The organism is Pseudomonas sp. 13159349, from assembly GCF_013305685.1.
In the GTDB taxonomy this organism is placed as follows: Bacteria; Pseudomonadota; Gammaproteobacteria; order Pseudomonadales; family Pseudomonadaceae; genus Aquipseudomonas; species Aquipseudomonas asiatica.
Genome location: NZ_CP045553.1, coordinates 3969384 through 3991707, shown reverse-complemented (window position 1 = coordinate 3991707; position 22324 = coordinate 3969384). Strand labels below are relative to the sequence as shown.

At 62.4% G+C, this 22324-nt stretch carries 18 protein-coding genes; 2 read left to right on the top strand and 16 right to left on the bottom strand.

The window, feature by feature from the left end; genetic code table 11:
* Positions 1-81: 81 nt before the first annotated feature.
* The 16 genes from GEV38_RS18480 to gloB all read right to left on the bottom strand — a co-directional run bounded on the left by GEV38_RS18480 (position 82) and on the right by gloB (position 20989).
* Positions 82-2016: a hypothetical protein gene (locus GEV38_RS18480; RefSeq protein WP_173895913.1), complete on the bottom strand. Its 1935-nt coding sequence runs from the start codon at positions 2014-2016 to the stop codon at positions 82-84.
* On the bottom strand, positions 2013-3263 hold the full coding sequence (locus GEV38_RS18475; protein WP_173895911.1) for a T6SS effector BTH_I2691 family protein: 1251 nt from the start codon (positions 3261-3263) through the stop codon (positions 2013-2015). The genes GEV38_RS18480 and GEV38_RS18475 overlap by 4 nt, the downstream gene beginning before the upstream one ends.
* A complete protein-coding gene (locus GEV38_RS18470; RefSeq protein ID WP_015271074.1) occupies positions 3260-4219 on the bottom strand; it encodes a hypothetical protein in 960 nt (319 codons plus the stop codon). Before GEV38_RS18470 ends, GEV38_RS18475 begins: the two co-directional genes overlap by 4 nt.
* A 122-nt stretch (positions 4220-4341) precedes the next feature.
* Positions 4342-5247 carry a LysR family transcriptional regulator gene (locus GEV38_RS18465; protein ID WP_013973410.1) on the bottom strand — a complete coding sequence of 302 codons (906 nt, stop codon included), beginning with the start codon at positions 5245-5247 and terminating at the stop codon, positions 4342-4344.
* A gap of 363 nt (positions 5248-5610) precedes the next feature.
* A complete protein-coding gene (locus tag GEV38_RS18460; protein ID WP_015271073.1) occupies positions 5611-8541 on the bottom strand; it encodes an aminotransferase in 2931 nt (976 codons plus the stop codon).
* 214 nt (positions 8542-8755) lie between these two features.
* Positions 8756-9331, bottom strand: coding sequence for a PIN domain-containing protein (locus GEV38_RS18455; RefSeq protein WP_015271072.1), 576 nt, complete (start codon positions 9329-9331; stop codon positions 8756-8758).
* Positions 9328-9795: a helix-turn-helix domain-containing protein gene (locus tag GEV38_RS18450; protein WP_015271071.1), complete on the bottom strand. Its 468-nt coding sequence runs from the start codon at positions 9793-9795 to the stop codon at positions 9328-9330. Before GEV38_RS18450 ends, GEV38_RS18455 begins: the two co-directional genes overlap by 4 nt.
* A 181-nt stretch (positions 9796-9976) precedes the next feature.
* A complete protein-coding gene (locus tag GEV38_RS18445; protein WP_015271070.1) occupies positions 9977-10240 on the bottom strand; it encodes a DUF3077 domain-containing protein in 264 nt (87 codons plus the stop codon).
* Positions 10241-10396: 156 nt separating this feature from the next.
* The gene (locus tag GEV38_RS18440) at positions 10397-10639 is read right to left on the bottom strand and encodes a hypothetical protein (protein WP_054572483.1); all 243 of its coding nucleotides are present in this window, start codon (positions 10637-10639) and stop codon (positions 10397-10399) included.
* Positions 10640-11029: 390 nt separating this feature from the next.
* The gene (locus tag GEV38_RS18435; protein WP_054572484.1) at positions 11030-12640 is read right to left on the bottom strand and encodes an ABC transporter ATP-binding protein; all 1611 of its coding nucleotides are present in this window, start codon (positions 12638-12640) and stop codon (positions 11030-11032) included.
* A gap of 1 nt (position 12641) precedes the next feature.
* Complete coding sequence (locus GEV38_RS18430; protein ID WP_013973404.1) at positions 12642-13661, bottom strand: ABC transporter permease; 1020 nt, start codon at positions 13659-13661, stop codon at positions 12642-12644.
* Between the two features lies 1 nt (position 13662).
* The gene (locus GEV38_RS18425) at positions 13663-14736 is read right to left on the bottom strand and encodes a microcin C ABC transporter permease YejB (RefSeq protein ID WP_009686399.1); all 1074 of its coding nucleotides are present in this window, start codon (positions 14734-14736) and stop codon (positions 13663-13665) included.
* Between the two features lies 1 nt (position 14737).
* Positions 14738-16573 (bottom strand): extracellular solute-binding protein, encoded by a 1836-nt coding sequence (locus GEV38_RS18420; protein ID WP_039613094.1) that lies wholly within the window; start codon positions 16571-16573, stop codon positions 14738-14740.
* Positions 16570-18399 carry an extracellular solute-binding protein gene (locus GEV38_RS18415; protein WP_024087409.1) on the bottom strand — a complete coding sequence of 610 codons (1830 nt, stop codon included), beginning with the start codon at positions 18397-18399 and terminating at the stop codon, positions 16570-16572. The genes GEV38_RS18420 and GEV38_RS18415 overlap by 4 nt, the downstream gene beginning before the upstream one ends.
* A 279-nt stretch (positions 18400-18678) precedes the next feature.
* Positions 18679-20109: a lytic transglycosylase domain-containing protein gene (locus tag GEV38_RS18410; RefSeq protein ID WP_015271065.1), complete on the bottom strand. Its 1431-nt coding sequence runs from the start codon at positions 20107-20109 to the stop codon at positions 18679-18681.
* Positions 20110-20209: 100 nt separating this feature from the next.
* The gene (gene gloB, locus GEV38_RS18405; protein WP_054572485.1) at positions 20210-20989 is read right to left on the bottom strand and encodes a hydroxyacylglutathione hydrolase; all 780 of its coding nucleotides are present in this window, start codon (positions 20987-20989) and stop codon (positions 20210-20212) included.
* 85 nt (positions 20990-21074) lie between these two features.
* On the opposite strand from gloB, the gene GEV38_RS18400 reads away from it, so the two are divergent.
* The gene (locus GEV38_RS18400) at positions 21075-21848 is read left to right on the top strand and encodes a class I SAM-dependent methyltransferase (RefSeq protein ID WP_013973399.1); all 774 of its coding nucleotides are present in this window, start codon (positions 21075-21077) and stop codon (positions 21846-21848) included.
* A 13-nt stretch (positions 21849-21861) separates the two neighbouring features.
* A complete protein-coding gene (gene rnhA / locus GEV38_RS18395) occupies positions 21862-22308 on the top strand; it encodes a ribonuclease HI (protein WP_054572486.1) in 447 nt (148 codons plus the stop codon).
* Positions 22309-22324: the final 16 nt, after the last annotated feature.

Below are 22324 nucleotides of genomic sequence, written 5' to 3'. Positions count from 1 at the left end.
CTTCGATCGCAATGGGAATGTCAGGATGGGGTAGGTCCTCTATCCATCCTGTACATGGCGGGTTAAGGTGCGGGCGGGCCATTAGAATAGACTCCTTAGCGAGGATAGATTGTTTTCTCTCATTGTCACTTTTGCATAACCTGACATGTCATGCTTGTTGGGCCAATAAGTGAGCGTTAGCTCAATAGCTTTTGTACAATGGTTTTCCAGTAGTGGAATTGAAGTGCTGATGTGCAGGGTCTTATCGGTGGTTTTAAAAATTATTCGTTCGCTGACGCTTTCAGGGCTAGCAAAGATTTTTTTGGTTTCTTCGGGCACGTATTCGACTACTTTTGGATGTGAACTATTACCAGAGAGATAAAAAGGCAGTCGATTTTGCCCTGCTGGGTATACAGTCAGTTGCCATTTGTACTGTGCGTCTTCAGTACTGAAATTTGGCAAGCTTATGTACAAATCGAGATAAAAGCCTGCCGCGACAGCAGCGTCATCGCTGATGAAGGCTTTTGTTTGGTCTGGCGTGTGCGTACTGTGAGTTGGTTGAAATCTTGTCTCAATTGAAGCCTGCGCTTGAACTCCCAAGGCTGCCGCGTTCAGTGAGCCAATTGCGGTATCCAGATCTTGTGGATTCATCCAGCGCCGATGTTCCTCTGGTGTTCCCCATCTACTATGTCGGGACCAAAGCTCTAATAGTGAAGATTCTTGATTTTTGGCATCCATCGCCAGCGTATAGGCTGCCAGACCAAGGATGATCGTAAAGCCTAAGGGGCCGAGTAGCGAACTTGCGAATAATGCCGAGTAAATACCAGAGACAGTGGAAACTGTAGCAAGCACGGCCGCGCGAGCGTACTGGTTTGCAGAGGTGCTGTCCCCTTGGTTATTAGTTCTGGCGAGCGCATTCACGTATTGCACTGCATCCATGGCATTGGCGAGTGCAGTGATGGCGCCGCCATACTTGGCTAGGTTCTTTCCTAGTGAAGCTATGGTTACCGTTCCGGGCCACGGTATCTTCGGTCGTACAAGTGTGACAGCAAGGCCTGCCACTTCGACACTCACTCCCAACAACCCAAGCGATGAAGACCAGATCGCCGCAAGCGCCTCTGGATTGTTCTGATGTGTTTCTTGCAACGCCCGATAGTTCTTGCCCAGACTATCCTGCTGGAACCATATGCCCCCCAAGGCAAGCATCAGCTTCACACTTCCACTGCTCGCTGCAGCATCCCGCAGGCTGCGCATCGCATCGCTTGCCACGCTTTGCGCGGCCGTAGAACTGATCTTCAAACCACCCGTAACCTGCGCACGCAGCGTACCCGCACCAATCGCAACATTGCGTACCAGCGCCCCGACGCCGCCGGCTGCACCCTCGCGCAACTGCACCAGCCGCGCCTGCAGGCTCTCGGCGCTTTCGAGCGTCCAGAGCATCACCTCGATCATCTGGCTGCGGTTACCCGCTGTCGCAATATTGATCGCCCCACTCAGCACCATGGCCCGCACCTTGCGGCCCAGTGGGTCACGGAACTGCTTGTCTACCTGCTGCAGAAACGCATCGGTCCGCGCTTCCAGGGCTTCATTGAGCAGGCTCATGTATTCGCCCACTGTCAGCGACACCCGCAGCGGCGTTACCTGCTGCCCGGCGAACAGTGCAAACGCCGAGCGATGCACATGACCGATCAGGGTCTTGGTCCGTTCACCCAGGTGCTGGCTGAGCGCATTCCCTGCGCTGTTGGTCGCGGCCAGCAACTGGCCAACGGCATCCTGTATCGGCTTGATCATCAGCAGTTGGCCATCGGCGGTACCGGCGATGCCCTTGATGATGTCGTACACCTTGCCGAAGTCGTCCCCGGACAGCGCCCTGGCCACCTGCTGCATCAGCTTCTGATTCTTGGCCAGCAGTGCCTGGTACAACAGGCTGCGGTCGTCTTCCAGCAGCTGCTGCCAGATATGCTGGGTGATCCCGAGCGGCTGACCCTCCTGCGGCAAGGTTTCAGTGGGCCCGCCGGCCAGGCAGGCGGCCATCATCTGGATGAAGTACTCCACCGAAACGGGGGAGGTCGCGTCATAGTCGTAGTAGCCGATCTGCTGAAAGCCCGCTTGGCATAGTGCCGCGCATACAGATCGCCAACCTGGTCGATCATCGACTGCCAGTTTTTCAGTTCGCGGTCGTAATCGGCCTGGAACGCGGCGCGGGCGCTTTCGTCGTAACGCTCTTCCAGCCGCTCGCGGGCGTCCTGCTGCTTGCGCGCGGTGTTGCGTTCGGTCTGCGCGTCGATGTCCACCGGCGGCAGATACGCCTTGGCCGCGATCGGGCTGTCGTTCCACTGCTCGATCTGCCGGGCTTCCCGCTGCGCGTCCTCGGCACCTTGCACGGCAGCCATGGCCGCGTGCAATTCGCGGATGCCCAGTAGTGCTTGCGAGGTGAAGTATTCGAAGTGCCGCTGCGGCTGCGCCCGCCATTCCTGCAGGGCCTGCACCCAGCCAGTGCGTTGCGCGTTGAGCTCCATGACCATGCCGACCGGGTCGGGCAGTGTCAGCGCCAGCACGCCATTGGGCAGTTGTTCCTGCTGGATGACATTGCGCACATGCGTGCGGGTTTCATGCCAGCGGCCCAGGCGGCTGTAAAAGCCATGAACGCTGGTAAACCTGGCAGAGGAAAAGGTGGAAAACTCCAGCACCTGTTCCAGGCCGAAGCGGAAGCTATCGGTCATGGCGATGCCGAGGCTGGCAGGGTCGTTGCGTGCGGTGTTCAGGTCCACCTCGACGAAGCGGGCGAGGGTGCCCGGGTCACTGTCGGCGATGCCTTGCCGATAGCGGTCGAGTACCGAACGGGGCCAGGGGTCGTTGGCGAAGGCGATCCAGGCCTTGCGGTAGAGCAGGGTATCGATGTTGATGAACGAGGCAATCACATCGTGGCCTTCGGTGGCGCATACCTTGGGTAACGACCTGGGTGGCCCAAAGGGCATCTGCGACACCGGAAAGCGCTGCAAGGTACCTTCCGCCGCTACTTCGTAGGCCTGCCAGATTTCCTGGTCGAGCAGTACGTAGACATAACCTTGGCGCAGGAGGCGCAATTGGTCGGTGTGCATCGGGTGGAAGATGATTTCGCTGTCGTCTGCCAGGCGATAGGGGCGCCCTGTGTCCGGGCGTGGGGCGTAGGCCTCGCGCAGCAGTAGAATCGGCAGGCCGGAGCGTTCGCAGGCATTGCAGGTGCCGTAGGTGTTGGGGATCTCTTCCTGCATGGCGATGTGGATGGCTTTGCTGATGCTCATGGGTAACTCCTTGCCTTCGGCAGGCCGGCGACGATGTGCGACCAGGTGCAGTCGTCGTAGCTGGCGAAGCGGTCCGCCAGGCGCTGCTCGCCGGCCGCGGCCCTTTCCACCTCGTGCTGGATGGTCGGGTGCTGAAGGAGCAGTGGGTGAATCATGAGCATGTGCAGGCACATGCACTGGATATCGGCACGGTCGCGCAGGCCTTGCCTGAAGGCCTTGAGGATCAGGTTCATGGCATGGGTGGGTGCGTTTTCCGGCAGGCCTGATGAACCTGGGAAGTGCCAGGGTGCATGGGGATGCTGCACGGCACTCAGGCGATGCCAGGCACCGAGCAGTTGAATGATCTGCGGTGCGACGTGCTGGGTCGCCCTTACGGCCTCGGGGACGGCCAGTTCGCCAGCCATGGGTTCTCGCTCGAATACCTCGCAACTGCCAGAACCATCGGGATGTAGCCAGCTGCGAACAGGCCCGAGGACTTCGCCTGCGTTTTTCAGGGTCGCGCGTAGCAGCGCCAGCCGCACGGGTTCGAACCAGGCGGTGATACCGTGCGGTTCTGGTTGGTGCAGCACCTGACACTGTTGGCTGATGTGCTGGGCGATGAGGTCGGCGGGTTGATCGCTGATCAGCCAGCCACACACGTGGTGCCAGGTAGCTGCCGATTCACGAGCGGCGCAGGTCGCGCTTAATAGGGCAAGGGCTGTGGGCGCATCGCCGGGTTCGGCGAGCCGCACCAGAGCTGGCCAGCACTCGGGATCCTGCACCAGGCGGCTGCAGTCGATGCGCGTTACGGCATCACTACCCAGCGCTTCGCTGAGGGCAGCGATGGCCAGCGGGTGCTCAGGCGGGCAGCCGGCGAATGGGTCCAGTAAAAGGTAGAGGGCTTCTTCTGGTTGGCGCTGCTGGTTGGCGAAGTGATCGACCGACTGCACGTAGCCCTGCGTGGACTGGCTCGACATGAGAAGTTCCTTTTCTTCTTGATGGCGAGCAGAAACCTAACGGGGAATCAATGCTGCAGGTAGTTATCGGCTTCCTAACCAGCTGTAGGATTTTTCGCTGTCGGACGAGGCAGTCGTATCGCTCAGGACCTCGGGGATTCTGTTTCAAAGCATTGGCGCATCACGTCAAGGTAACGCCGCGCGCCCAGGCCCAACGGGCGCGACTTGACCCAGATGATGTCCACCCACAAGCGCAATCGGCTGGCCATGTTGTCGAAACGCACCTCCGCCAGCGCGCCCGAAGCAATCAACGGCTCGACCAAAGGCTGCGGCAGGTAGGCCCAACCAAGGCCCGATTGCACCAGGTCCAGCGTGGCCAGGTAGCTGTCGGTCAGCCAGATGCGCCGCGACAGCACCATGCGTGGGTCCGACCCGGTGGCCTTGCCCGACGCCACGATGATCTGCCGCTGTTCGGCGAAAGTCTCTTCCGGCAACGGCGTGCCGCTGTTCTGCCCGGCCGGATGGCGGGGGGAGGCGACGGCCACCAGCAACTGGCTGCCGGCTTCCAGGAATGACTCGCGCTCGTCGATGCCAGGCCTTTCGAAGACCAGTGCCAGTTGCACGCTACCGTCATGCAGCAGGCGGATGGCTTCGGCCTGGGTGGCCGAACGCACCTCGATTTCCAGGCTGGGAAATTCCTGGGCGAGGGTTTCCAGCGGCTGGCTCCAGCGGCCGGTCTGCAGCTCGGGGGCCATGGCGATAGTCAGGCGCTTTTCCAGCCCCTTGTGCAGTTGCAGGGCTTGGGCATCGAGCAGGTTGAGCTGGCAGATCACCTGCCTGGCCTGGGGCTCCAGGGCCAGGGCGGCGCTGGTTGGCAAGGCTTTGCGCGTGGCCCGGTCGAACAGCACCAGGTCCAGCTCCGCCTCCAGCTGGGCGATGGCCATGCTCACGGCCGAAGGCACACGCCCCAGCTTGCGCGCGGCGGCAGAGAACGAGCCTGCCTCCAGCACCGCGAGGAAGATTGCCAGGGAGTCGCTGGTAAAGGCCATTGTCAGTAAACCTGATGACGGGGAATTTCTATGGAAGAAAATTATGGGGCTTTTGTTTGAGAATGCGCCAGGGCGCAGAGTGGTTCGCCGGGGGATTGTCAGCGCCTGTGAGATCGAGCGCCGCCCGCGCGGCGCTTCGCAGCACAAGGCTGCTCCTACATTTGTTTCGGGCCAATAAATCCTGAGGCGAGGGCGCGCGGCCCCTTGGTGTCCACCTCGATATCGTGTCGGGCAAACAAGGCGGTCGCGTGCACTGGTACAGGCGTTACTGGCCCGAAACAAATGTAGGAGCAGCCTTGTGCTGCGAAGCGCCGCGCGGGCGGCGCTCGATCTCACAGGCGCTGAAAAACCAAAGCCAAGCACCTACAGCCCTTCACCCAGCACCCGATCAATGCTGTCGACAAAGTAGTCCACGCTCGCCCGGGTGGTGCACATCGGCGGCTTGATCTTGAGGATGTTCAGGTAATCACCGGTCGGCTGCATGAAGATGCCCAGGTCACGCAGGCGGTTGCACAGGGCCATGGTTTCCTCGGTTGCCGGTTCCAGCGTTGCGCGGTCGCGCACCAGTTCCAGCCCCAGGTAGAAGCCCGAACCATGCGCCGCGCCGGCCAGCGGGTGCTTGTCGACCAGTGCCTGCAGGCGCGCCTTGAAATAGCGCCCGGTATCGCGCGCGTTGTCCCACAGGCCTTCTTCCTGCATCACATCCAGCACCGCCATGCCGATGCGGCAGCTGACCGGGCTGCCGCCGGCCGAGGAGAAGAAGTAGCCCTCGGCCTCCAGCGCTTCGGCGATCTCGCGACGGGTGATGACTACGCCCAGTGGCTGGCCGTTGCCCATGCCCTTGGCCATGGTGATGATGTCGGGCACCACGCCCTGTTCCTCGAAGCCCCAGAAGTACTCGCCCAGGCGGCCATAGCCGACCTGCACCTCGTCGGCGATGCACACACCGCCCCGGGCGCGGACCTTGGCATAGGCCTCGCGCAGGTAACCGGCCGGCAACGAAATACCACCGGCATTGCCGTACACCGGTTCGCAGATGATGCCCGCCAACTGGCGGCCACGGGCGTCGAGGTCGGCCAGCTTGGCGTCGACGTCACGCAGGTAGTGGGTGGCGCTGTCGGCGCCACGGAAGCGGCCGCGGAAGGTGTTCGGCGCCTCGACCGGGTGCACCCAGTCCGGGCGGGTTTCCAGGGCCTGCGGGTTGTCGGCGATGGAAGTGGAGATGGCATCGGTGGCCACCGACCAGCCGTGGTAGGCCTCCAGCACGCTGAGCAGGTCGCGCCCGCCGCTGTAGGCCCAGGCCAGGCGAATCGCCAGGTCGTTGGCTTCGGTACCGCTGTTGACCATGAACACCCGGTCGAAGCCTTCGGGTGCCAACTCCAGCAGGCGTTCGGAGAACTCGGTGATGGCCGCATAGTGGAAGCGCGAGTTGGTGTTCAGCAGCGACCACTGCCGTGCCGACTCGGCGACCATGCGCGGGTGGCCGTGGCCCAGCACTGCGACGTTGTTGAGCATGTCGAGGTACGAGCGGCCCTGCATGTCGATCAGGTAGTTGCGCCAACCGCGTTCGATGTGAGGCGGTTGCGCGTAGTAGTGCTTCTGCGAGCGGGCGAAGCTGGCGTCGCGGCGGGCCAGCAGGGCCTGCGGGTCGGGCAGCGGCTCAGCATTGCAGTCGAAGCCCAGCAACGCAGCTGGCGACGGGCACAGGGCCAGCCAGGCGGTTGCCTGGGATGGGGTGGCGAAGAACGGCGGCTGGATGCCGCTATCCAGGCACAGTTGCACGCTGAGGAAGCCACAACTGCTGCCCAGCGACTGGCCTTTTTCCACGGCCTGGCCATCTGCAGGCGCGTCTTCCAGGCCTTGCAGCCACAACGCCCAGTGCGCGCTGCGCAGGCAGCCACGGCCGTCGCCATGGCGCTGCCAGGTGCCGGCATCTGGCGCTTGCACCAGGCTGCCGTTGGGTACATGCAGCTCGACGCCCAGGGCACAGGTGGCAGGCTCTTCGGGGCGATCGATATGGGTTTGCGACAGGCGATACTGCCCGTGCAGGCTGCAGGCCGGGGCCTGTTGCGTGGTCAGCAGGTGCTGGTCGAAGCCCGGTTGCTCCCAGTTGCCCGCCTCGCAATGCACGCTGAGCACGCCCAGATCGACGCGCGTCACTGCCTGCCGACCCAGTTCAGGGAGCAGAAGGGCGCAGCCGCTCAGGTCCGGCGTGGCTGGCTGCAGGCCCGCAGCTTGCAGGATGGCCGCTTCCATCAACGCGAAAGGTACGGCGGTGGCAGTGTCGAAGATTTCCCATTCATGGGCGATGTTGTCGCGGGTGTACTGGTTGCCGGGGTCGACGGTGAGTTGCTGTTCGCTGCTCAGCACCAGCACGGCAGCGCGGTTGAGCACCAGTGGCCACAGCGCCCGCAGTTCGGCTTCGCTCAGCGGATTGAGCGCCTGGTAGGCACGCACGGCCGGCAGGATGCGCAGCGGGTCGCCCTCGGCGTGGTGCAACAATGCGGCGCAGGTCACCGACAGGTCGGCGATGCGCCATGTGCGCAACAGGTCGCCGAAATCGATCACCCCTTGCAACTGCCACTGGCGCTCGACATCGCGGGCCCAGACGGCATTGTCGTCGGTGATGTCCAGGTGCACGGCCTGGCTTGGCAGCTGGTCGACCAGCGGCGCCAGGTGCTCGGCGGCCAGCTGGGTGGCCCGTTCGATACGGGCGCGTTGCTCGGCGTTGCCCAGCACGGGCAGCAGGTGCTGGATCAGTGCCTGGGCATGTTGCGGGTCCCATTGCAGGGTGCGCGCCAGGCCCGGGTGGTCGAAAGTGGCCAGGGCCTTGTCCAGCCGCGCGCAGAGCCCGCCGAGTTCGGCGATCAGGCGTGGCTCCATGTGCTTGAGGCGGGTCAGTGGCTGGCCTTCGATGTAGTCGAGCAGGCGCATGCGCAGCGGTTGCCCGTCTATTTCCAACGCCAGCAGCATCTGGCCATCGCTAGCCGGGCGCACGGCGGGCACAGGCAAGCCCTGTTCGCGCAGGTAGGCCAGGGCGGCGTGCTGGGCCTCCAGTTCCACCTGGGCGTAGCTGCCGTGGCAGGCCTTGAGCACGAAACGGCCTTGTGGAGCGTCTACTCGGAAGTTCAGGTCCTGTTGGCTGCCCAATGCCGAGAGGTTGCCGGCAATGCCGTAGTGCGTTTGCAGCACGGCATGTGCCTGGGCTTCGCCGAGCGCAGGGCTGGGCAGGCCGGAGCGCTGGATCAGCGTGGTCAGGGCAGGGGAGGCGGGCTGGTGTTGTGGGCTGGACATGGGGCTCTACCGTTGCTGCTGGGGTTGACGGTGGAGAATTTATGTCCGATCTGGCTGATGATGGAAGACGATTGTTGTCAGAAAATTTGATAATTGGATTCGCTGCCCGGAGCAGTGGTTGCCAGCTATCACCTGTCTAGCGGGCGTATGCTTCCACTGTGGGAGCGGTCTTACCAAACACCCTTCAGACCAAGAAAGCGTCTGAGTAGCATGTTCAGAGGAGGAATTTGAATTCTGAAAGCAACTTCACCGACTCGGGAAGCTTTTGCTGAAGCAGTCTGTCGAGATACTGCTGCACGCTGTGAGGTGGGTTTTTCAAGGACATTCGCTGCCGCTGGGCAGCCTCAAGTACTGCTGCCTTGTCCAGGTCCCACAGGTCGGCGATGAAGTCATCCGGGTGTAAGGGCTCGATATCGAAAACGTCGAGAGCCGTTTCGGGGAAATCCTTCAGGTTGAAGGTGACGATGACGGAAGCGTTGCACTTGATTGCAGCAGCGAGGACATGTCGATCATCCTTATCTGGCAAGTCCAGCCCTTCTACCAGCGACTCGTAGTCAGTTACGAGTGCGTCAGGTACAGCAGCGTCCATTCGCCGTGACGTCCGATCTACTTGCTCGAGGGTGAGGTCAGGCCGGTTGAGCAATAAATTGCGTTTCCACTCGTCATGAATCTTCGTTGACCAACGTGCTCGGTAAATACCTGTCAATGCAAGGTTCATCAGGAAATCACGGAGTGGGGCAGGATAAAGAACGTTCGCGTCGTAAATGGCCGTGAAGGGCGAGTGCTTCATTCGTACCCCATCCGTAACTCCTGGGCTTCGGCTGCCAGCGCGTCCATTGCGGCACGGCTTACCTCGTCACGTTTGTCCTTGTAGGCAACCAGGTCGGAGAATTTGACCCGACGATGGCGACCCGTTTTTGTGTGAGGAATCACAGATTCGTCTAGCAGTTTTACCAAGTACGGCCGAGAGACGTTGAGTAGGTCTGCTGCCTCTTGGGTAGTCAATTCGGCGTGGATTGGAACGACTTTGACCGAGTTCCCCAGAGCCAGCTCGCTGAGAATCTCGCCAAACAGACGCAGCGCGAAGGTAGGTACTTCAACAACCTGGCGCTGATTCTCTTCATTGAGCAGCTCAATCCGTTGGGTATCTGATTTTGTCGAGAGGAAGGCTGCTAGCGTTCGGCTCGATTCGACTGCCACGGCAATCTCTTTCTCATCGGGAAGCATCTTGCGAGAGAGGTCGGCGGTGGTCATGGGCATCTCCAGTGGGATATCGATCGTGGCGCTGCTGCGACGGTGCAACAGCCTAACCGAGTTATATTCGAAATATTCGAAAATCGCAATAAACGAAACGATACCTCATGATGGCTGGGTGCCTGGGTAGCGTGACTTTCCTTCGAGGCGTCACAACATTCGGTCCCAGGCATTCCCGGCATCAGCGCATCATGCCCAGCTCGGCGTCATCCATGAGGGCCTTGGCCATCGCACTCAGGTAGTGGGCAGCCCAGATCATCATCGGTTTTTCATCCATCAGGCCGGTGATGGTCAGTTCGCGTACATAGCCCATCAGCTCCGAAGATTGCTCGCGGGCATCGCGACAGGGAATGCCGGGCTCTATGCGGAACAGTGGGTGGGTGCCGTGTTCGCCTTGGTAGAACGTGGTTTTACCGACAGTGAATTGGGTGTCTTCTTTGGTCATTTTTGAATTCCCTCAAAATTCTCGACTGCCCGGACGGGCCCTTTCGCGGGTGAACCCGCTCCCACAGGTACTGCATCTACCTCAAGGCCTGTGGAGATCCTGTGGGAGCGGGTTTACCCGCGAAGAGGCCGGCCCAGACAACGCAACACTAAAGCCTCAGTGCAAAGTCCGAGGCTCAGCGGGCATTTGCACCTGAACCACTGCCGACTCAAGCAAAGTCCGAAGCGCCTCCAGCTCATGCATCGAGGTCATCATCAGGATCGAAGCCGGCGATTTGGGCTGCAGTAGCAAGGCCTGATGCACCACGGTGGCCGCGCATAGCGCGTAGTCGGTGGCCTGGATCAGGGTGTCTTCGAGGGAATGGGTATCGTGGGGTGGATCGGGGACCATCTTCAACATCGCATAGTACCTTTGGTGGGGCTTCCACCTGGCTGCTGTCAAACAGTTGGGTGGCAGCTGTACATGGGTTGACAGACCGGCGGACTATGCAAGTTCCGGCGCACGCGAACGTGCCCCATGTACAGCCGCCAAAACAGGCGAGCCGTGTGCATATACCGTTACGGCCTGTCAAAGCCGTGTCGTTGATGAGCAACGACGTGCTGAGACTAGAGTGCTGCCAGAACAGCCGCAACGGAAAACACGCGGCAGGAGTATGTTTGGGAAATGGCCTACAAGGAAGCGGATAAGTCTGTTTTTTACCTCGCCGAAAGCGGGCCGCTTTGCGGCCCATCGCCGGCAAGCCAGCTCCCACAGGGATAGCGCATGGCTTGAAGCCGGCGCGGTCAAAAGCTAACTAGCCGCATCCACTTTCAAGAACGCCGCCTCCAGCAACTGCCGGGTATACGGATGCTGCGGCGCATGGAAGATCGCCTGTGCATCCCCTTGCTCCACCACATGCCCATGCTTGATCACCATCAACTGGTGGCTCAATGCCTTGACCACCGCCAGGTCATGGCTGATGAACAGGTAGGTCAGGTTGTATTTCTGCTGCAGATTGCGCAGCAACTCCACCACCTGCCGCTGCACCGTGCGGTCCAGCGCCGACGTAGGTTCATCCAGCAGGATCAGCGCCGGCTTCAATACCAACGCCCGGGCAATGGCAATGCGCTGGCGCTGCCCACCGGAAAACTCGTGCGGATAGCGATGCCGTGTGCGTGGGTCCAGCCCCACTTCCTCCAGGGCCGCAATAATCGCTGCTTCCTGTTCCTGCGCCGTGCCGATGCGGTGGATGCGCAACCCTTCGCCGACAATGTCCTCCACGCACATGCGCGGGCTCAGGCTGCCGAACGGGTCCTGGAACACCACCTGCATTTCCCGGCGCAACGGGCGCACGGCCTTCTGGTTCAGCCCTTCCAGATCCTGCCCATGAAAGCGAATGCCGCCCTGGCTGGAGATCAGCCGCAAGATCGCCAAACCCAAAGTCGACTTGCCCGACCCTGACTCGCCGACAATCCCCAGCGTCTGCCCTTGCGGCAAGCTGAAGTTGATCCCGTCCACCGCCTTCACATGGTCGACCGTGCGCCGTAGCAGGCCCTTCTTGATCGGGAACCACACCTTGAGGTCATCCACCTCCAGCAATGGCGCGCCCACCGGGTTGTGCGCCGGCAGCCCGCTGGGTTCGGCATTGATCAGCATCTGCGTGTAGTGGTGCTGCGGTGCGCTGAACAGCCTGGCGCATTCGGCCTGCTCGACAATCTGCCCGTGCTGCATCACGCACACACGGTGGGCGATGCGTCGCACCAGGTTCAGGTCATGGCTGATCAGCAGCAGGGCCATGCCCAGACGCGCCTGCAGTTCCTTGAGCAGTTCGAGAATCTTCAACTGCACAGTCACGTCCAGCGCCGTGGTTGGCTCATCCGCAATCAGCAGTTCCGGCTCGTTGGCCAGGGCCATGGCGATCATCACCCGCTGGCGCTGCCCGCCCGACAGCTCATGGGGCAAGGCCTTCAGGCGCTTGCGTGGCTCGGGAATGCCGACCATCTCCAACAGCTCCAGGGTGCGCGCCGTGGCCTCCTTGCCGGTCAGGCCCTTGTGCAGCAGGAGGATTTCGTTGATCTGCTTCTCGATGCAGTGCAACGGGTTCAGCGAGGTCATCGGCTCCTGGAAGATCATTGCAATGCGGTTGCCGCGAATGCGCTGCATGGTCTTCTCGTTCTGCTGCAGCAGGTCCTTGCCCTCGTAGCGGATGCTGCCGCTGGGGTGGCGGGCCAGGGGGTAGGGCAGCAGGCGCAGGAGCGAGTGCGCGGTGACCGATTTGCCCGAGCCACTCTCGCCCACCAGTGCCAGCGTCTCACCCTTGCGGATGTCGAAGCTGATGCCGTTCACAACGCGGTGGGCCTGGTCACCGGTGACGAACTCCACCGCCAGGTCGCGCACTTCGATCAGGTTCTGTTCACTCATGTCACTTCCTCGGGTCGAAGGCATCGCGGGCGGATTCGCCGATGAATACCAGCAGGCTCAGCATCAGCGCCAGCACGGCGAAGGCGCTGATGCCCAGCCATGGGGCCTGCAGGTTGGACTTGCCCTGGGCCACCAGTTCGCCCAGCGATGGTGCGCCCGGCGGCAGGCCGAAACCGAGGAAGTCCAGGGCGGTGAGGGTGCCGATGGCGCCGGTGAGAATGAATGGCATGAAGGTCATGGTCGAGATCATGGCGTTGGGCAGGATGTGCCGGTACATGATCGCGCCGTTGCGCATCCCCAACGCGCGAGCAGCGCGTACGTATTCCAGGTTGCGCCCGCGCAGGAACTCGGCGCGTACCACATCCACCAGGCTCATCCACGAGAACAGCAGCATGATGCCCAGCAACCACCAGAAGTTGGGTTGCACGAAACTGGCGAGGATGATCAGCAGGTACAGCACCGGCAGGCCCGACCAGACTTCCAGGAAACGTTGCCCGGCCAGGTCGACCCAGCCGCCATAGAAGCCCTGCAAGGCGCCGGCGATCACGCCGACGATGGAGCTGAGCAGGGTCAGCGTCAGGGCGAACAGCACGGAAATGCGGAAGCCGTAGATCACCCGTGCCAGCACGTCGCGGCCCTGGTCATCGGTGCCCAGCCAGTTGTCCGCCGACGGTGGGGCCGGGGCGGGTACGCGCAGGTCGTAGTTGATGCTCTGGTAGCTGAACGGGATCGGTGCCCACAGCACGAAGCTGTCTTTCTTCTCCAGCAGTTCGCGGATGTACGGGCTCTTGTAGTTGGCTTCCAGCGGGAATTCGCCGCCGAAGGTGGTTTCCGGGTAGCGCTTGAATGCAGGGAAGTACCATTCGCCGTCGTAGCGCACGGCAATCGGCTTGTCGTTGGCGATCAGTTCGGCGCCCAGGCTCAGGCCGAACAGGATCAGGAACAGCCACAGCGACCACCAGCCACGGCGGTTGGCCTTGAAGCGCTCGAAGCGCCGGCGGTTGAGGGGGGACAAGGCCATGTCAGTGCTCCCGGCTGGCGAAGTCGATGCGTGGATCGACCAGGGTGTAGGTCAGGTCGCCGATCAGTTTCACCACCAGCCCCAGCAGGGTGAAGATGAACAGGGTGCCGAAGACCACCGGGTAGTCACGGTTGATGGCCGCCTCGAAACTCATCAGGCCGAGGCCGTCGAGGCTGAAGATCACTTCGATCAGCAAGGAACCGGTGAAGAAGATGCCGATGAACGCCGAAGGGAAACCGGCAATCACCAGCAGCATGGCATTACGGAACACATGGCCGTAGAGCACCCGTGGTCGGCTCAGGCCCTTGGCCTTGGCGGTGACCACGTATTGCTTGTTGATCTCGTCGAGGAAGCTGTTCTTGGTCAGCAAGGTCATGGTGGCGAAGTTGCCGATGACCAGCGCGGTGATCGGCAGCACCAGGTGCCAGAAGTAGTCCAGCACCTTGCCGGTGGTGCTCAGCTCGTCGAAGTTGTTGGAGGTGAGGCCGCGCAGCGGGAACCAGTCGAAGTAGCTGCCGCCGGCGAACAGCACGATCAGCAGGATGGCGAACAGGAACGCCGGGATGGCATAGCCGACGATGATCGCCGAACTGGTCCACACGTCGAAATGGCTGCCGTGGCGCACGGCCTTGGCGATGCCCAGCGGGATCGACACCAGGTACATGATCAGCGTGCTCCACAGCCCCAGCGAAATTGACACAGGCATCTTCTCGATGATCAGGTCGATGACCTTGGCATCGCGGAAGAAGCTGTCGCCGAAGTCCAGCCGGGCGTAGTTCTTGATCATGATCCACAGGCGCTCGGGCGGCGACTTGTCGAAGCCGTACATGCGTTCGATCTCGGCGATCAGTGCAGGGTCCAGGCCCTGGGCTCCACGGTAGTTGGAGCCGGCCACGGACACTTCGGCACCGCCACCGGCAATGCGGCTGGTGGCGCCTTCGAAACCTTCGAGCTTGGCGATCATCTGCTCGACCGGGCCGCCGGGGGCGGCCTGGACGATGATGAAGTTGATGATCAGGATGCCGAACAGGGTCGGGATGATCAGCAGCAGGCGGCGCAGGATGTAGGCCAGCATGTTATTCGGCCTCGTCCGCAGTGGTTTCGCTGACGGCCGGGGTTACGCCGGGCTTGATCCACCAGGTGTCGATGCCGATGTCGTACTTGGGCGAGACGTCCGGGTGGCCGATGTGGTTCCAGTAGGCCACGCGCCAGGTCTTGATGTGCCAGTTGGGGATCACGTAGTAGCCCCACAGCAGCACGCGGTCGAGGGCCCGGCAGTGGTCGATCAGGCTCTGCCGCGAATCGGCATTGATCAGCTGTTCCACCAGTTGGTCGATGGCAGGGTCGCGCAAGCCGATGAAGTTGCGGCTGCCGGGGTTGTCGGCGGCGGCACTGGACCAGAACTCGCGCTGCTCGTTACCCGGCGAGTTGGACTGCGGGTAGCCACCGACGATCATGTCGTAGTCGCGCGAGCGCAGGCGGGTGATGTACTGGGACACGTCGACCCGGCGGATGTTCAGGTCGATGCCAAGGTCGGCGAGGTTGCGCTTGAACGGCAGCAGGATGCGTTCGAACTCGGTCTGTGCCAGCAGGAACTCGATGCTCACCGGCTTGCCCTGGGCGTCGACCATCTTGTCGTCGACGATTTTCCAGCCGGCTTCCTGCAGCAGCTTGTAGGCCTGGCGCTGCTGTTCGCGGATCATGCCGCTGCCGTCGCTGACCGGGTTGCGGAAGGCTTCGCTGAATACCTGCTCGGGGACCTTGCCACGTAGCGGTTCGAGGATTTTCAGTTCGCTGGGGCTGGGCAGGCCGCGGGCGGCCATTTCCGAGTTTTCGAAGTAGCTGCCGGTGCGGGTGTAGGCGCCGTTGAACAGCTGCTTGTTGGTCCACTCGTAGTCCAGCAGCAGGCTCAGCGCCTGGCGCACGCGCACGTCCTGGAACACCGGTCGGCGGATGTTGAAGATGAAGCCCTGCATGCCCGTGGGGTTGCCGTTGGGCAACTCTTCCTTGATCAGGCGGCCATCGCGCACGGCGGGTACGTTGTAGGCGGTGGCCCAGTTCTTCGCGCTGACTTCCAGCGCATAGTCGAACGCACCGGCCTTGAGTGCTTCCAGGGCGACAGTGGTGTCGCGGTAGGAGTCGAAGGTCATCACGTCGAAGTTGTAGAAGCCGCGGTTGATCGGCAGGTCCTTGGCCCAGTAGTCCTTGACTCGCTCGTAGCGCACCGAGCGCCCGGCCTTGACCTCGGCAACCTTGTAAGGGCCGCTGCCCAGCGGGATTTCCAGGTTGCCGCGGTTGAACTCGCGGCTTTCGTACCAGTGCTTGGGCAGTACCGGCAGTTGGCCGAGAATCAGCGGCAGCTCGCGGTTGTTCTTGTGCTTGAAGGTGAACAGTACCGTCAGCGGGTCTTCGGCGACTACTTCAGCGACGTCGGCATAGTACTGGCGGTACAGCGGCGCGCCGTCCTTGATCAGGGCATTGAAGGTGAACACCACGTCGTCGGCGCGCATCGGGTGGCCGTCGTGGAAGCGTGCCTCGGGGCGCAGGTAGAAGCGCACCCAGCTGTTGTCCGGGGCTTTTTCGATCTTGCCGGCCACCAGGCCGTACTCGGTGAACGGCTCGTCCTGGCTTTGGCGCATCAGGGTGTCGTAGATGCTGCCGATGTTCTCGGCCGGCACACCCTTGTTGATGAACGGGTTGAGGCTGTCGAAGCCGCCGAAGCTGGACTGGCGGAAGGTGCCACCCTTGGGTGCGTCAGGGTTGACGTAGGCGAAGTGCTTGAAGTCGGCGGGGTATTTTGGGGGCTCGTCGTACAGGGTGAGCGCGTGTTGCGGTGCGGCCAGGGCGGGAAGGCTCAGGCAGGCAAGCAACAGGCTGCCGGCCAACCGGCGCAGTCGGTGCGTTGGCGTCATTGGGCTTTCTCCGAAGTCTTGATCCACCAGCTGTTCAGCCCAAGGGTGTAGGGCGGCGTGGTGACGAAGGCGAACCGGTTGCGGTAGGCCAGGCGATGATTGTCGAGGTACCAGTTGGGGATCATGTAGTACTGCCATGAGAGCACGCGGTCCAGGGCGCGGGCGGCGGCGACCTGGTCATCGCGGGTGCGGGCGGCCAGCAGGGTGTCGAGCAGATGGTCGACCACCGGGTCCTTGACCCCAGCATAGTTCTTGCTGCCCTTGGTGGTTGCCTGGCTGGAGTGGAAGTACAGCCACTGTTCGAGGCCCGGGCTCAGGGTCTGGTTCAGGGTCATCAGAATCATGTCGAAATCGAACTGGTCCAGGCGTTGTTTGTACTGGGCGCGGTCCACGGTACGCAAGCGCGCATCGATGCCGATGCTGGCCAGGTTTTCGACATAAGGTTGCAGGATGCGTTCAAGGTTGGGGTTTACCAGCAGCAGTTCCATGCGCAGCTGCTGGCCCTTGCTGTCGACCAGACGTTGGCCGTTCAGCTTCCAGCCGGCCTCGGCGAGCAGGCCGAGGGCCTGGCGCAGGGTCTGGCGGTTGATGCCACGGCCATCGGTATGGCTGACCTTGTAAGGTTCGCTGAACAGGCTGGCCGGCAACTGGTCACGAAACGGTGCCAGCAACAGCCATTCCTTGCCGGTGGGCAGGCCGGTGGCGGCGAATTCGCTGTTGGGATAGTAGCTGGTCGAGCGGCGGTAGGCGCCGCTGAACAGCGCGCGGTTGGTCCACTCGAAGTCGAGCATCAGCCCCAGCGCCTGGCGTACCCGTGGGTCGCTGAAGGTGGCCCGGCGGCTGTTCATGAACAGGCCCTGGGTTTGCGTGGGGATGCGGTGCGGGATCTGCGCCTTGATCACCTCGCCCCGGCGCACGGCCGGGAAGTTGTAGCCGTTGGCCCAGTTCTTCGCCTGGTGCTCGATATAGATGTCGAACTCGCCGGCCTTGAATGCTTCGAAGGCGACCGTGGCGTCGCGGTAGAACTCGTATTCCACGCGGTTGAAGTTGTACTTGCCACGGTTCACCGCCAGGTCCTTGCCCCAGTAGTTCTTTACCCGTTCGAACACCAACCGGCGCCCAGGCTGGACCTGGGTGATGCGGTAGGGGCCGCTGCCCAGTGGAGGCTCGAAGGTGGTGGCCTTGAAGTCACGCTTTTGCCAGTAGTGCTTGGGCAGCACCGGCATTTCGCCCAGGCGCAGGATCAGCAGCGGGTTGCCGGCGCGCTTGAACACGAAGCGGATGCGCAGCGGGCCAAGGATGTCCACCCGCTGCACTTCCTGCAGGTTGGTGCGGTAGATCGGGTGGCCATCCTTGAGCAGCGTGCGGTAAGAGAAGGCCACGTCTGCCGAGGTGATCGGCTTGCCGTCATGCCAGCGGGCCTCCGGGCGCAGGTTGAACACCACCCAGCTGCGGTCCTCGCTGTACTCCACAGAGCGGGCGATCAGGCCGTAGCTGGAGGTCGGTTCGTCGCCGGACGGGTCGTACTGGCCGGTGCCGACCATCAGCGGCTCGTTCAGCTCGCTGATGCCGTACTGCTGGAAATTGGGCGTGGTAATCGGGCTCGACCCCTTGAAGGTGTAGGGGTTGAGGGTGTCGAAGGTTCCGAAAGCCATCGCCCGCAAGGTGCCGCCCTTGGGCGCTTGCGGGTTGACCCAGTCGAAATGGGTGAATGTGGCTGGGTACTTGAGCGTGCCGAACTGCGCGTATCCGTGGCTTTCGCTCACCATCGCGGCTGCGGGAAAGCTCAAGGCCAGGCTGAGAGACAGCAGGAGGGGACGTATCAAGTCGGCATCCGATCCAGAGGCGTTGGGCTTTGATCGGGGTACAGTAACAGCTTGGTGGGGTTGGAAAAAGAGAGGTTTTGAAGGTGGGGTTGGCGGGCGTGCCTGCTTCTGTCCAATGGGAATGACGCGGTAGCTGTAGGAGCGGCCTTGTGTCGCGATCGGGCTGCGTAGCAGCCCCAGCGATATCGGCATCACCTCCAATAATCTGGGGCTGCTGCGCAGCCCTATCGCGACACAAGGCCGCTCCTACAGCCACCGCGTCAATGCGGTAGGCGGGGATCAATGCGAGAGGTAGACGGTCAGGGTCTGGCCTGGCTTCAGGGCATGGCCGCTGCGCGGGTTCCAGCGCTTGAGGTGTTTCATTTCCACGTTGAAGCGCTTGGCCACCAGGTACAGCGAATCGCCTTTGCGTACCTTGTACTGCGTGGAGCGCTGCCCGGAGGCGGCTACCCGATTGCCAGCAGCGCTCGGCGCGCTGCCGCCGCGCAGGGCCAGGACCTGGCCAGCGCGCACGTTGTTGCCGGAGAGACGGTTCCAGCGCTTGATGTCCTTGACCGAAACGCGGTTGGCCTTGGCGATGGCGCCCAGGTTGTCGCCGCGCTTGACCCGGTAGCTGCGCGCCGCCACTGGGGCCTTGGCTTCGGCCACGGCGCGGGCGAACACGGCCTTGTTCGGCTGCAGGCTGACCAGCTGCTCGGGTTTGAGGTTGGACAGGCTGTCGCTCAGCAGCTGCGCCTTGGCAGTGGGTACCAGCAGCTGCTGCGGGCCGTCCACGGTCATGCGCTTCTTGAATGCCGGGTTGAGCTGGATCAGCTCATCCTCGTCGATGTTGGCGAAGGCCGCTACCCGTGACAGGTCCAGGCGGTCGTTGACGGCCACCGCCTCGAAGTAGGGTTCGTTGGCGATCGGGTTCAGGTTCACGCCATAGGCTTGCGGCGTGAGTACCACCTGCGACAGGGCCAACAGCTTGGGCACGTAGTCGCGGGTTTCCTGCGGCAGCGGCAGGTTCCAGTAGTCGGTGGGCAGGCCGAGCCGCTCGTTGCGCTCGATGGCTCGGCTGACCGTGCCTTCGCCGGCGTTGTAGGCAGCCAGGGCCAGCAACCAGTCGCCGTTGAACATGTCGTGCAGGCGGCTGAGGTAGTCCAGTGCGGCGTTGGTCGAGGCGGTCACGTCGCGACGGCCATCGTAGAAGTTGGTCTGGCGCAGGTTGAAGTGACGACCGGTGGACGGAATGAACTGCCACATGCCCGCGGCATGGGCGCGCGAGTAGGCCATCGGGTTGTAGGCGCTTTCGATGGCTGGCAGCAGGGCCAGCTCCAGCGGCATGTCGCGTTCTTCGAGGCGCTCGACGATGTAGTGCAGGTAGAGGCTGCCACGCTCACCGGCGCTTTCGATGAAGCTTGGATTGCTGGCGAACCACAGGCGCTGCTGCTCGATGCGCGGGTTGACGTCGATGTTGTCCTGCAGGGCGAAGCCCTGGCGCATGCGTTCCCACACGTCCTGTGGTGCCTGTTCGGCCGGCTTTACCAGCAGCGGTGAAGGCTTGTGCTTGATCCGCGCCTGGTAGTTGTGCGCGCGAACGCTATCGGATTCGTCGAGCTGACGGGTGCTCTGGCAGCCCACCAAGGTGGCGGCCAGGGCCAGCGCACTGATTTGGGCCAGGCGCGTCAGGGCGACGGAATGAGAGGTTCTGCGGCTACGTGAAGACATCGGCTGACACAGGTTTCCGGGCGAAAAATTTCGGCGATTCTAGGAACCGCTCCGGGCCTGGTCAACCTTTGACCATCGCTTGCGATATATCTTGAGGTTATCAGAAGGTGTCCTTCCAAGACCTCAAGGCAGCAAAAACAGCGACATGCGAGGGGTTTGAATGTCCCTTCCATTCGTCTGCTTTTTGTTTAACTAATGTTTCAGAGGTGCGCAGGAAGGGGTTGGTCAGGCGCTCCAGACCGATCGTTGATGGCAATGTGATGCGATTTTCGGCACGCAAACGGGTAACGTCCTCGAACCGCTGCTGAACGTGCGGGTTCTCGGGTTCCACCGCCTTGGCGAAACGCAGGTTGCTCATGGTGTATTCGTGGGCGCAGTACACCTCGGTCTGCTCTGGCAGGGCTGCCAGGCGGGCGAGGGCTGGCTGCATCTGTTCGGGAGTGCCTTCGAACATGCGCCCGCAACCGGCGGCGAACAGCGTGTCGCCACTGAACAGCACCGGCGTTGCCGGCTGGTCGCTGAACAAGGCGATGTGCCCCAGGGTATGGCCGGGCACGGCCAGCACCTGGAAGGTCACGTCCAGCACGGTCACCTGGTCACCTTCGTCCAGCGCCAGGTCACGGCAGGGGATGCGCTCGTGGGCCGGGCCACAGACCCGGGCGCCGGTCAGCTGCTTGAGCCTTTCCACGCCGCCGACGTGGTCGTTGTGGTGGTGGGTGACCAGGATGTCACTCAGCACCCAGCCGGGGTTGGCCGACAGCCAGCGTTCCACTGGGCCGGCGTCACCCGGATCGACCACCGCGCAGCGGCGTTTGGCAGTATCCTGTAACAACCAGATGTAGTTGTCGGAGAAAGCGGGGAGAGCATCGATCTGTATCATGGTGCGGATCCGATTCGCCTAGCGTGGCACATGAAGGCATCTTATCCGCGATGGCGCGGTGCGAGAACCTTCGAGGGAGAGCGCAATGACCGACCAAGCCTTTGCCCAGGCCGACCCGGACTGGGTCAAGCTGATCAGCCTGGCCCGTGAGTGGTTCAACGGCCCACTCGGCCAACTGATGCTCAGGGAGGAGGAAAAACTGCTGGAAGAAGAGCTCGGGCGCTTCTTCGGGGGTTACCTTGTGCACTACGGGCCCTGCGCCGAGCCACCGCCCAGCGCGCCCCAGGTGCAGCGCAACGTGCGCCTCGGTGCACCGCTGCCGGGGGTGGAGATTGTTTGCGAGGAGCAGGCCTGGCCGCTGAGCGAGCACGCCGCCGACGTGGTGGTGCTGCAGCATGGCCTGGATTTCTGCCTTTCGCCTCACGGCCTGCTGCGCGAGGCGGCCAGCGCGGTGCGCCCTGGCGGGCACCTGCTGATCGTCGGGATCAACCCCTGGAGCAGCTGGGGCATGCGCCATTTCTTCAGCCACGGCGCCCTGCGCAAGGCCCGTTGCATCTCGCCGTCACGGGTGGGCGACTGGCTCAACCTGCTGGGCTTCGCGCTGGAGAAACGCCGCTTCGGGTGCTATCGTCCGCCGCTTGCCTCACCGGCCTGGCAGCAGCGCCTGGCGGGCTGGGAACGGGTGGCTGGCGGCTGGCAGAGTTCCGGTGGCGGGGTGTACCTGCTGGTAGCGCGCAAGATGGTGGTGGGCCTGCGGCCGTTGCGCCAGGAGCGTCGCGAGCCGATGGGCAAGCTGCTGCCGCTGCCACTTGCCAAGGTCAACCGCACGGCGGCCAACCCGGATACTGAAAAGCACTGAACATGAGTGGTACATGAGCGAAAGCGTCGAGATGTTTACCGATGGTGCCTGCAAGGGCAACCCTGGCCCTGGCGGCTGGGGCGTCCTTATGATCTACAAGGGCGTCGAGAAGGAACTGTGGGGCGGCGAACGCGAAACCACCAACAACCGCATGGAACTGATGGCCGCGATCCAGGGCTTGATGGCGCTGAAGCGCGAATGCGAAGTGGTGCTGACCACCGACTCGCAGTACGTGATGAAGGGCATCAACGAATGGATGACCAACTGGAAGAAGCGCGGCTGGAAAACCGCGGCCAAGGAGCCGGTGAAGAACGCCGACCTGTGGCAGCAGCTGGATGAGCAGGTCAACCGCCACAAGGTGACCTGGAAGTGGGTGCGCGGGCATGTCGGCCACCCCGGAAACGAACGCGCCGACCAGCTGGCCAACCGTGGGGTCGATGAGGTGCGCGCCAAGCGTTGAGCTGGGGTACAATTCC

Bases quoted from the DNA above. Each gene is read 5' to 3' on its own strand.
- GEV38_RS18480 (WP_173895913.1), bottom strand. From the start codon at position 2,016: ATGATGGCCGCCTGCCTGGCCGGCGGGCCCACTGAAACCTTGCCGCAG.
- GEV38_RS18475 (WP_173895911.1), bottom strand. From the start codon at position 3,263: ATGAGCATCAGCAAAGCCATCCACATCGCCATGCAGGAAGAGATCCCC.
- GEV38_RS18470 (WP_015271074.1), bottom strand. From the start codon at position 4,219: ATGTCGAGCCAGTCCACGCAGGGCTACGTGCAGTCGGTCGATCACTTC.
- GEV38_RS18465 (WP_013973410.1), bottom strand. From the start codon at position 5,247: ATGGCCTTTACCAGCGACTCCCTGGCAATCTTCCTCGCGGTGCTGGAG.
- GEV38_RS18460 (WP_015271073.1), bottom strand. From the start codon at position 8,541: ATGTCCAGCCCACAACACCAGCCCGCCTCCCCTGCCCTGACCACGCTG.
- GEV38_RS18455 (WP_015271072.1), bottom strand. From the start codon at position 9,331: ATGAAGCACTCGCCCTTCACGGCCATTTACGACGCGAACGTTCTTTAT.
- GEV38_RS18450 (WP_015271071.1), bottom strand. From the start codon at position 9,795: ATGACCACCGCCGACCTCTCTCGCAAGATGCTTCCCGATGAGAAAGAG.
- GEV38_RS18445 (WP_015271070.1), bottom strand. From the start codon at position 10,240: ATGACCAAAGAAGACACCCAATTCACTGTCGGTAAAACCACGTTCTAC.
- GEV38_RS18440 (WP_054572483.1), bottom strand. From the start codon at position 10,639: ATGTTGAAGATGGTCCCCGATCCACCCCACGATACCCATTCCCTCGAA.
- GEV38_RS18435 (WP_054572484.1), bottom strand. From the start codon at position 12,640: ATGAGTGAACAGAACCTGATCGAAGTGCGCGACCTGGCGGTGGAGTTC.
- GEV38_RS18430 (WP_013973404.1), bottom strand. From the start codon at position 13,661: ATGGCCTTGTCCCCCCTCAACCGCCGGCGCTTCGAGCGCTTCAAGGCC.
- GEV38_RS18425 (WP_009686399.1), bottom strand. From the start codon at position 14,736: ATGCTGGCCTACATCCTGCGCCGCCTGCTGCTGATCATCCCGACCCTG.
- GEV38_RS18420 (WP_039613094.1), bottom strand. From the start codon at position 16,573: ATGACGCCAACGCACCGACTGCGCCGGTTGGCCGGCAGCCTGTTGCTT.
- GEV38_RS18410 (WP_015271065.1), bottom strand. From the start codon at position 20,109: ATGTCTTCACGTAGCCGCAGAACCTCTCATTCCGTCGCCCTGACGCGC.
- gloB (WP_054572485.1), bottom strand. From the start codon at position 20,989: ATGATACAGATCGATGCTCTCCCCGCTTTCTCCGACAACTACATCTGG.
- GEV38_RS18400 (WP_013973399.1), top strand. From the start codon at position 21,075: ATGACCGACCAAGCCTTTGCCCAGGCCGACCCGGACTGGGTCAAGCTG.
- rnhA (WP_054572486.1), top strand. From the start codon at position 21,862: ATGAGCGAAAGCGTCGAGATGTTTACCGATGGTGCCTGCAAGGGCAAC.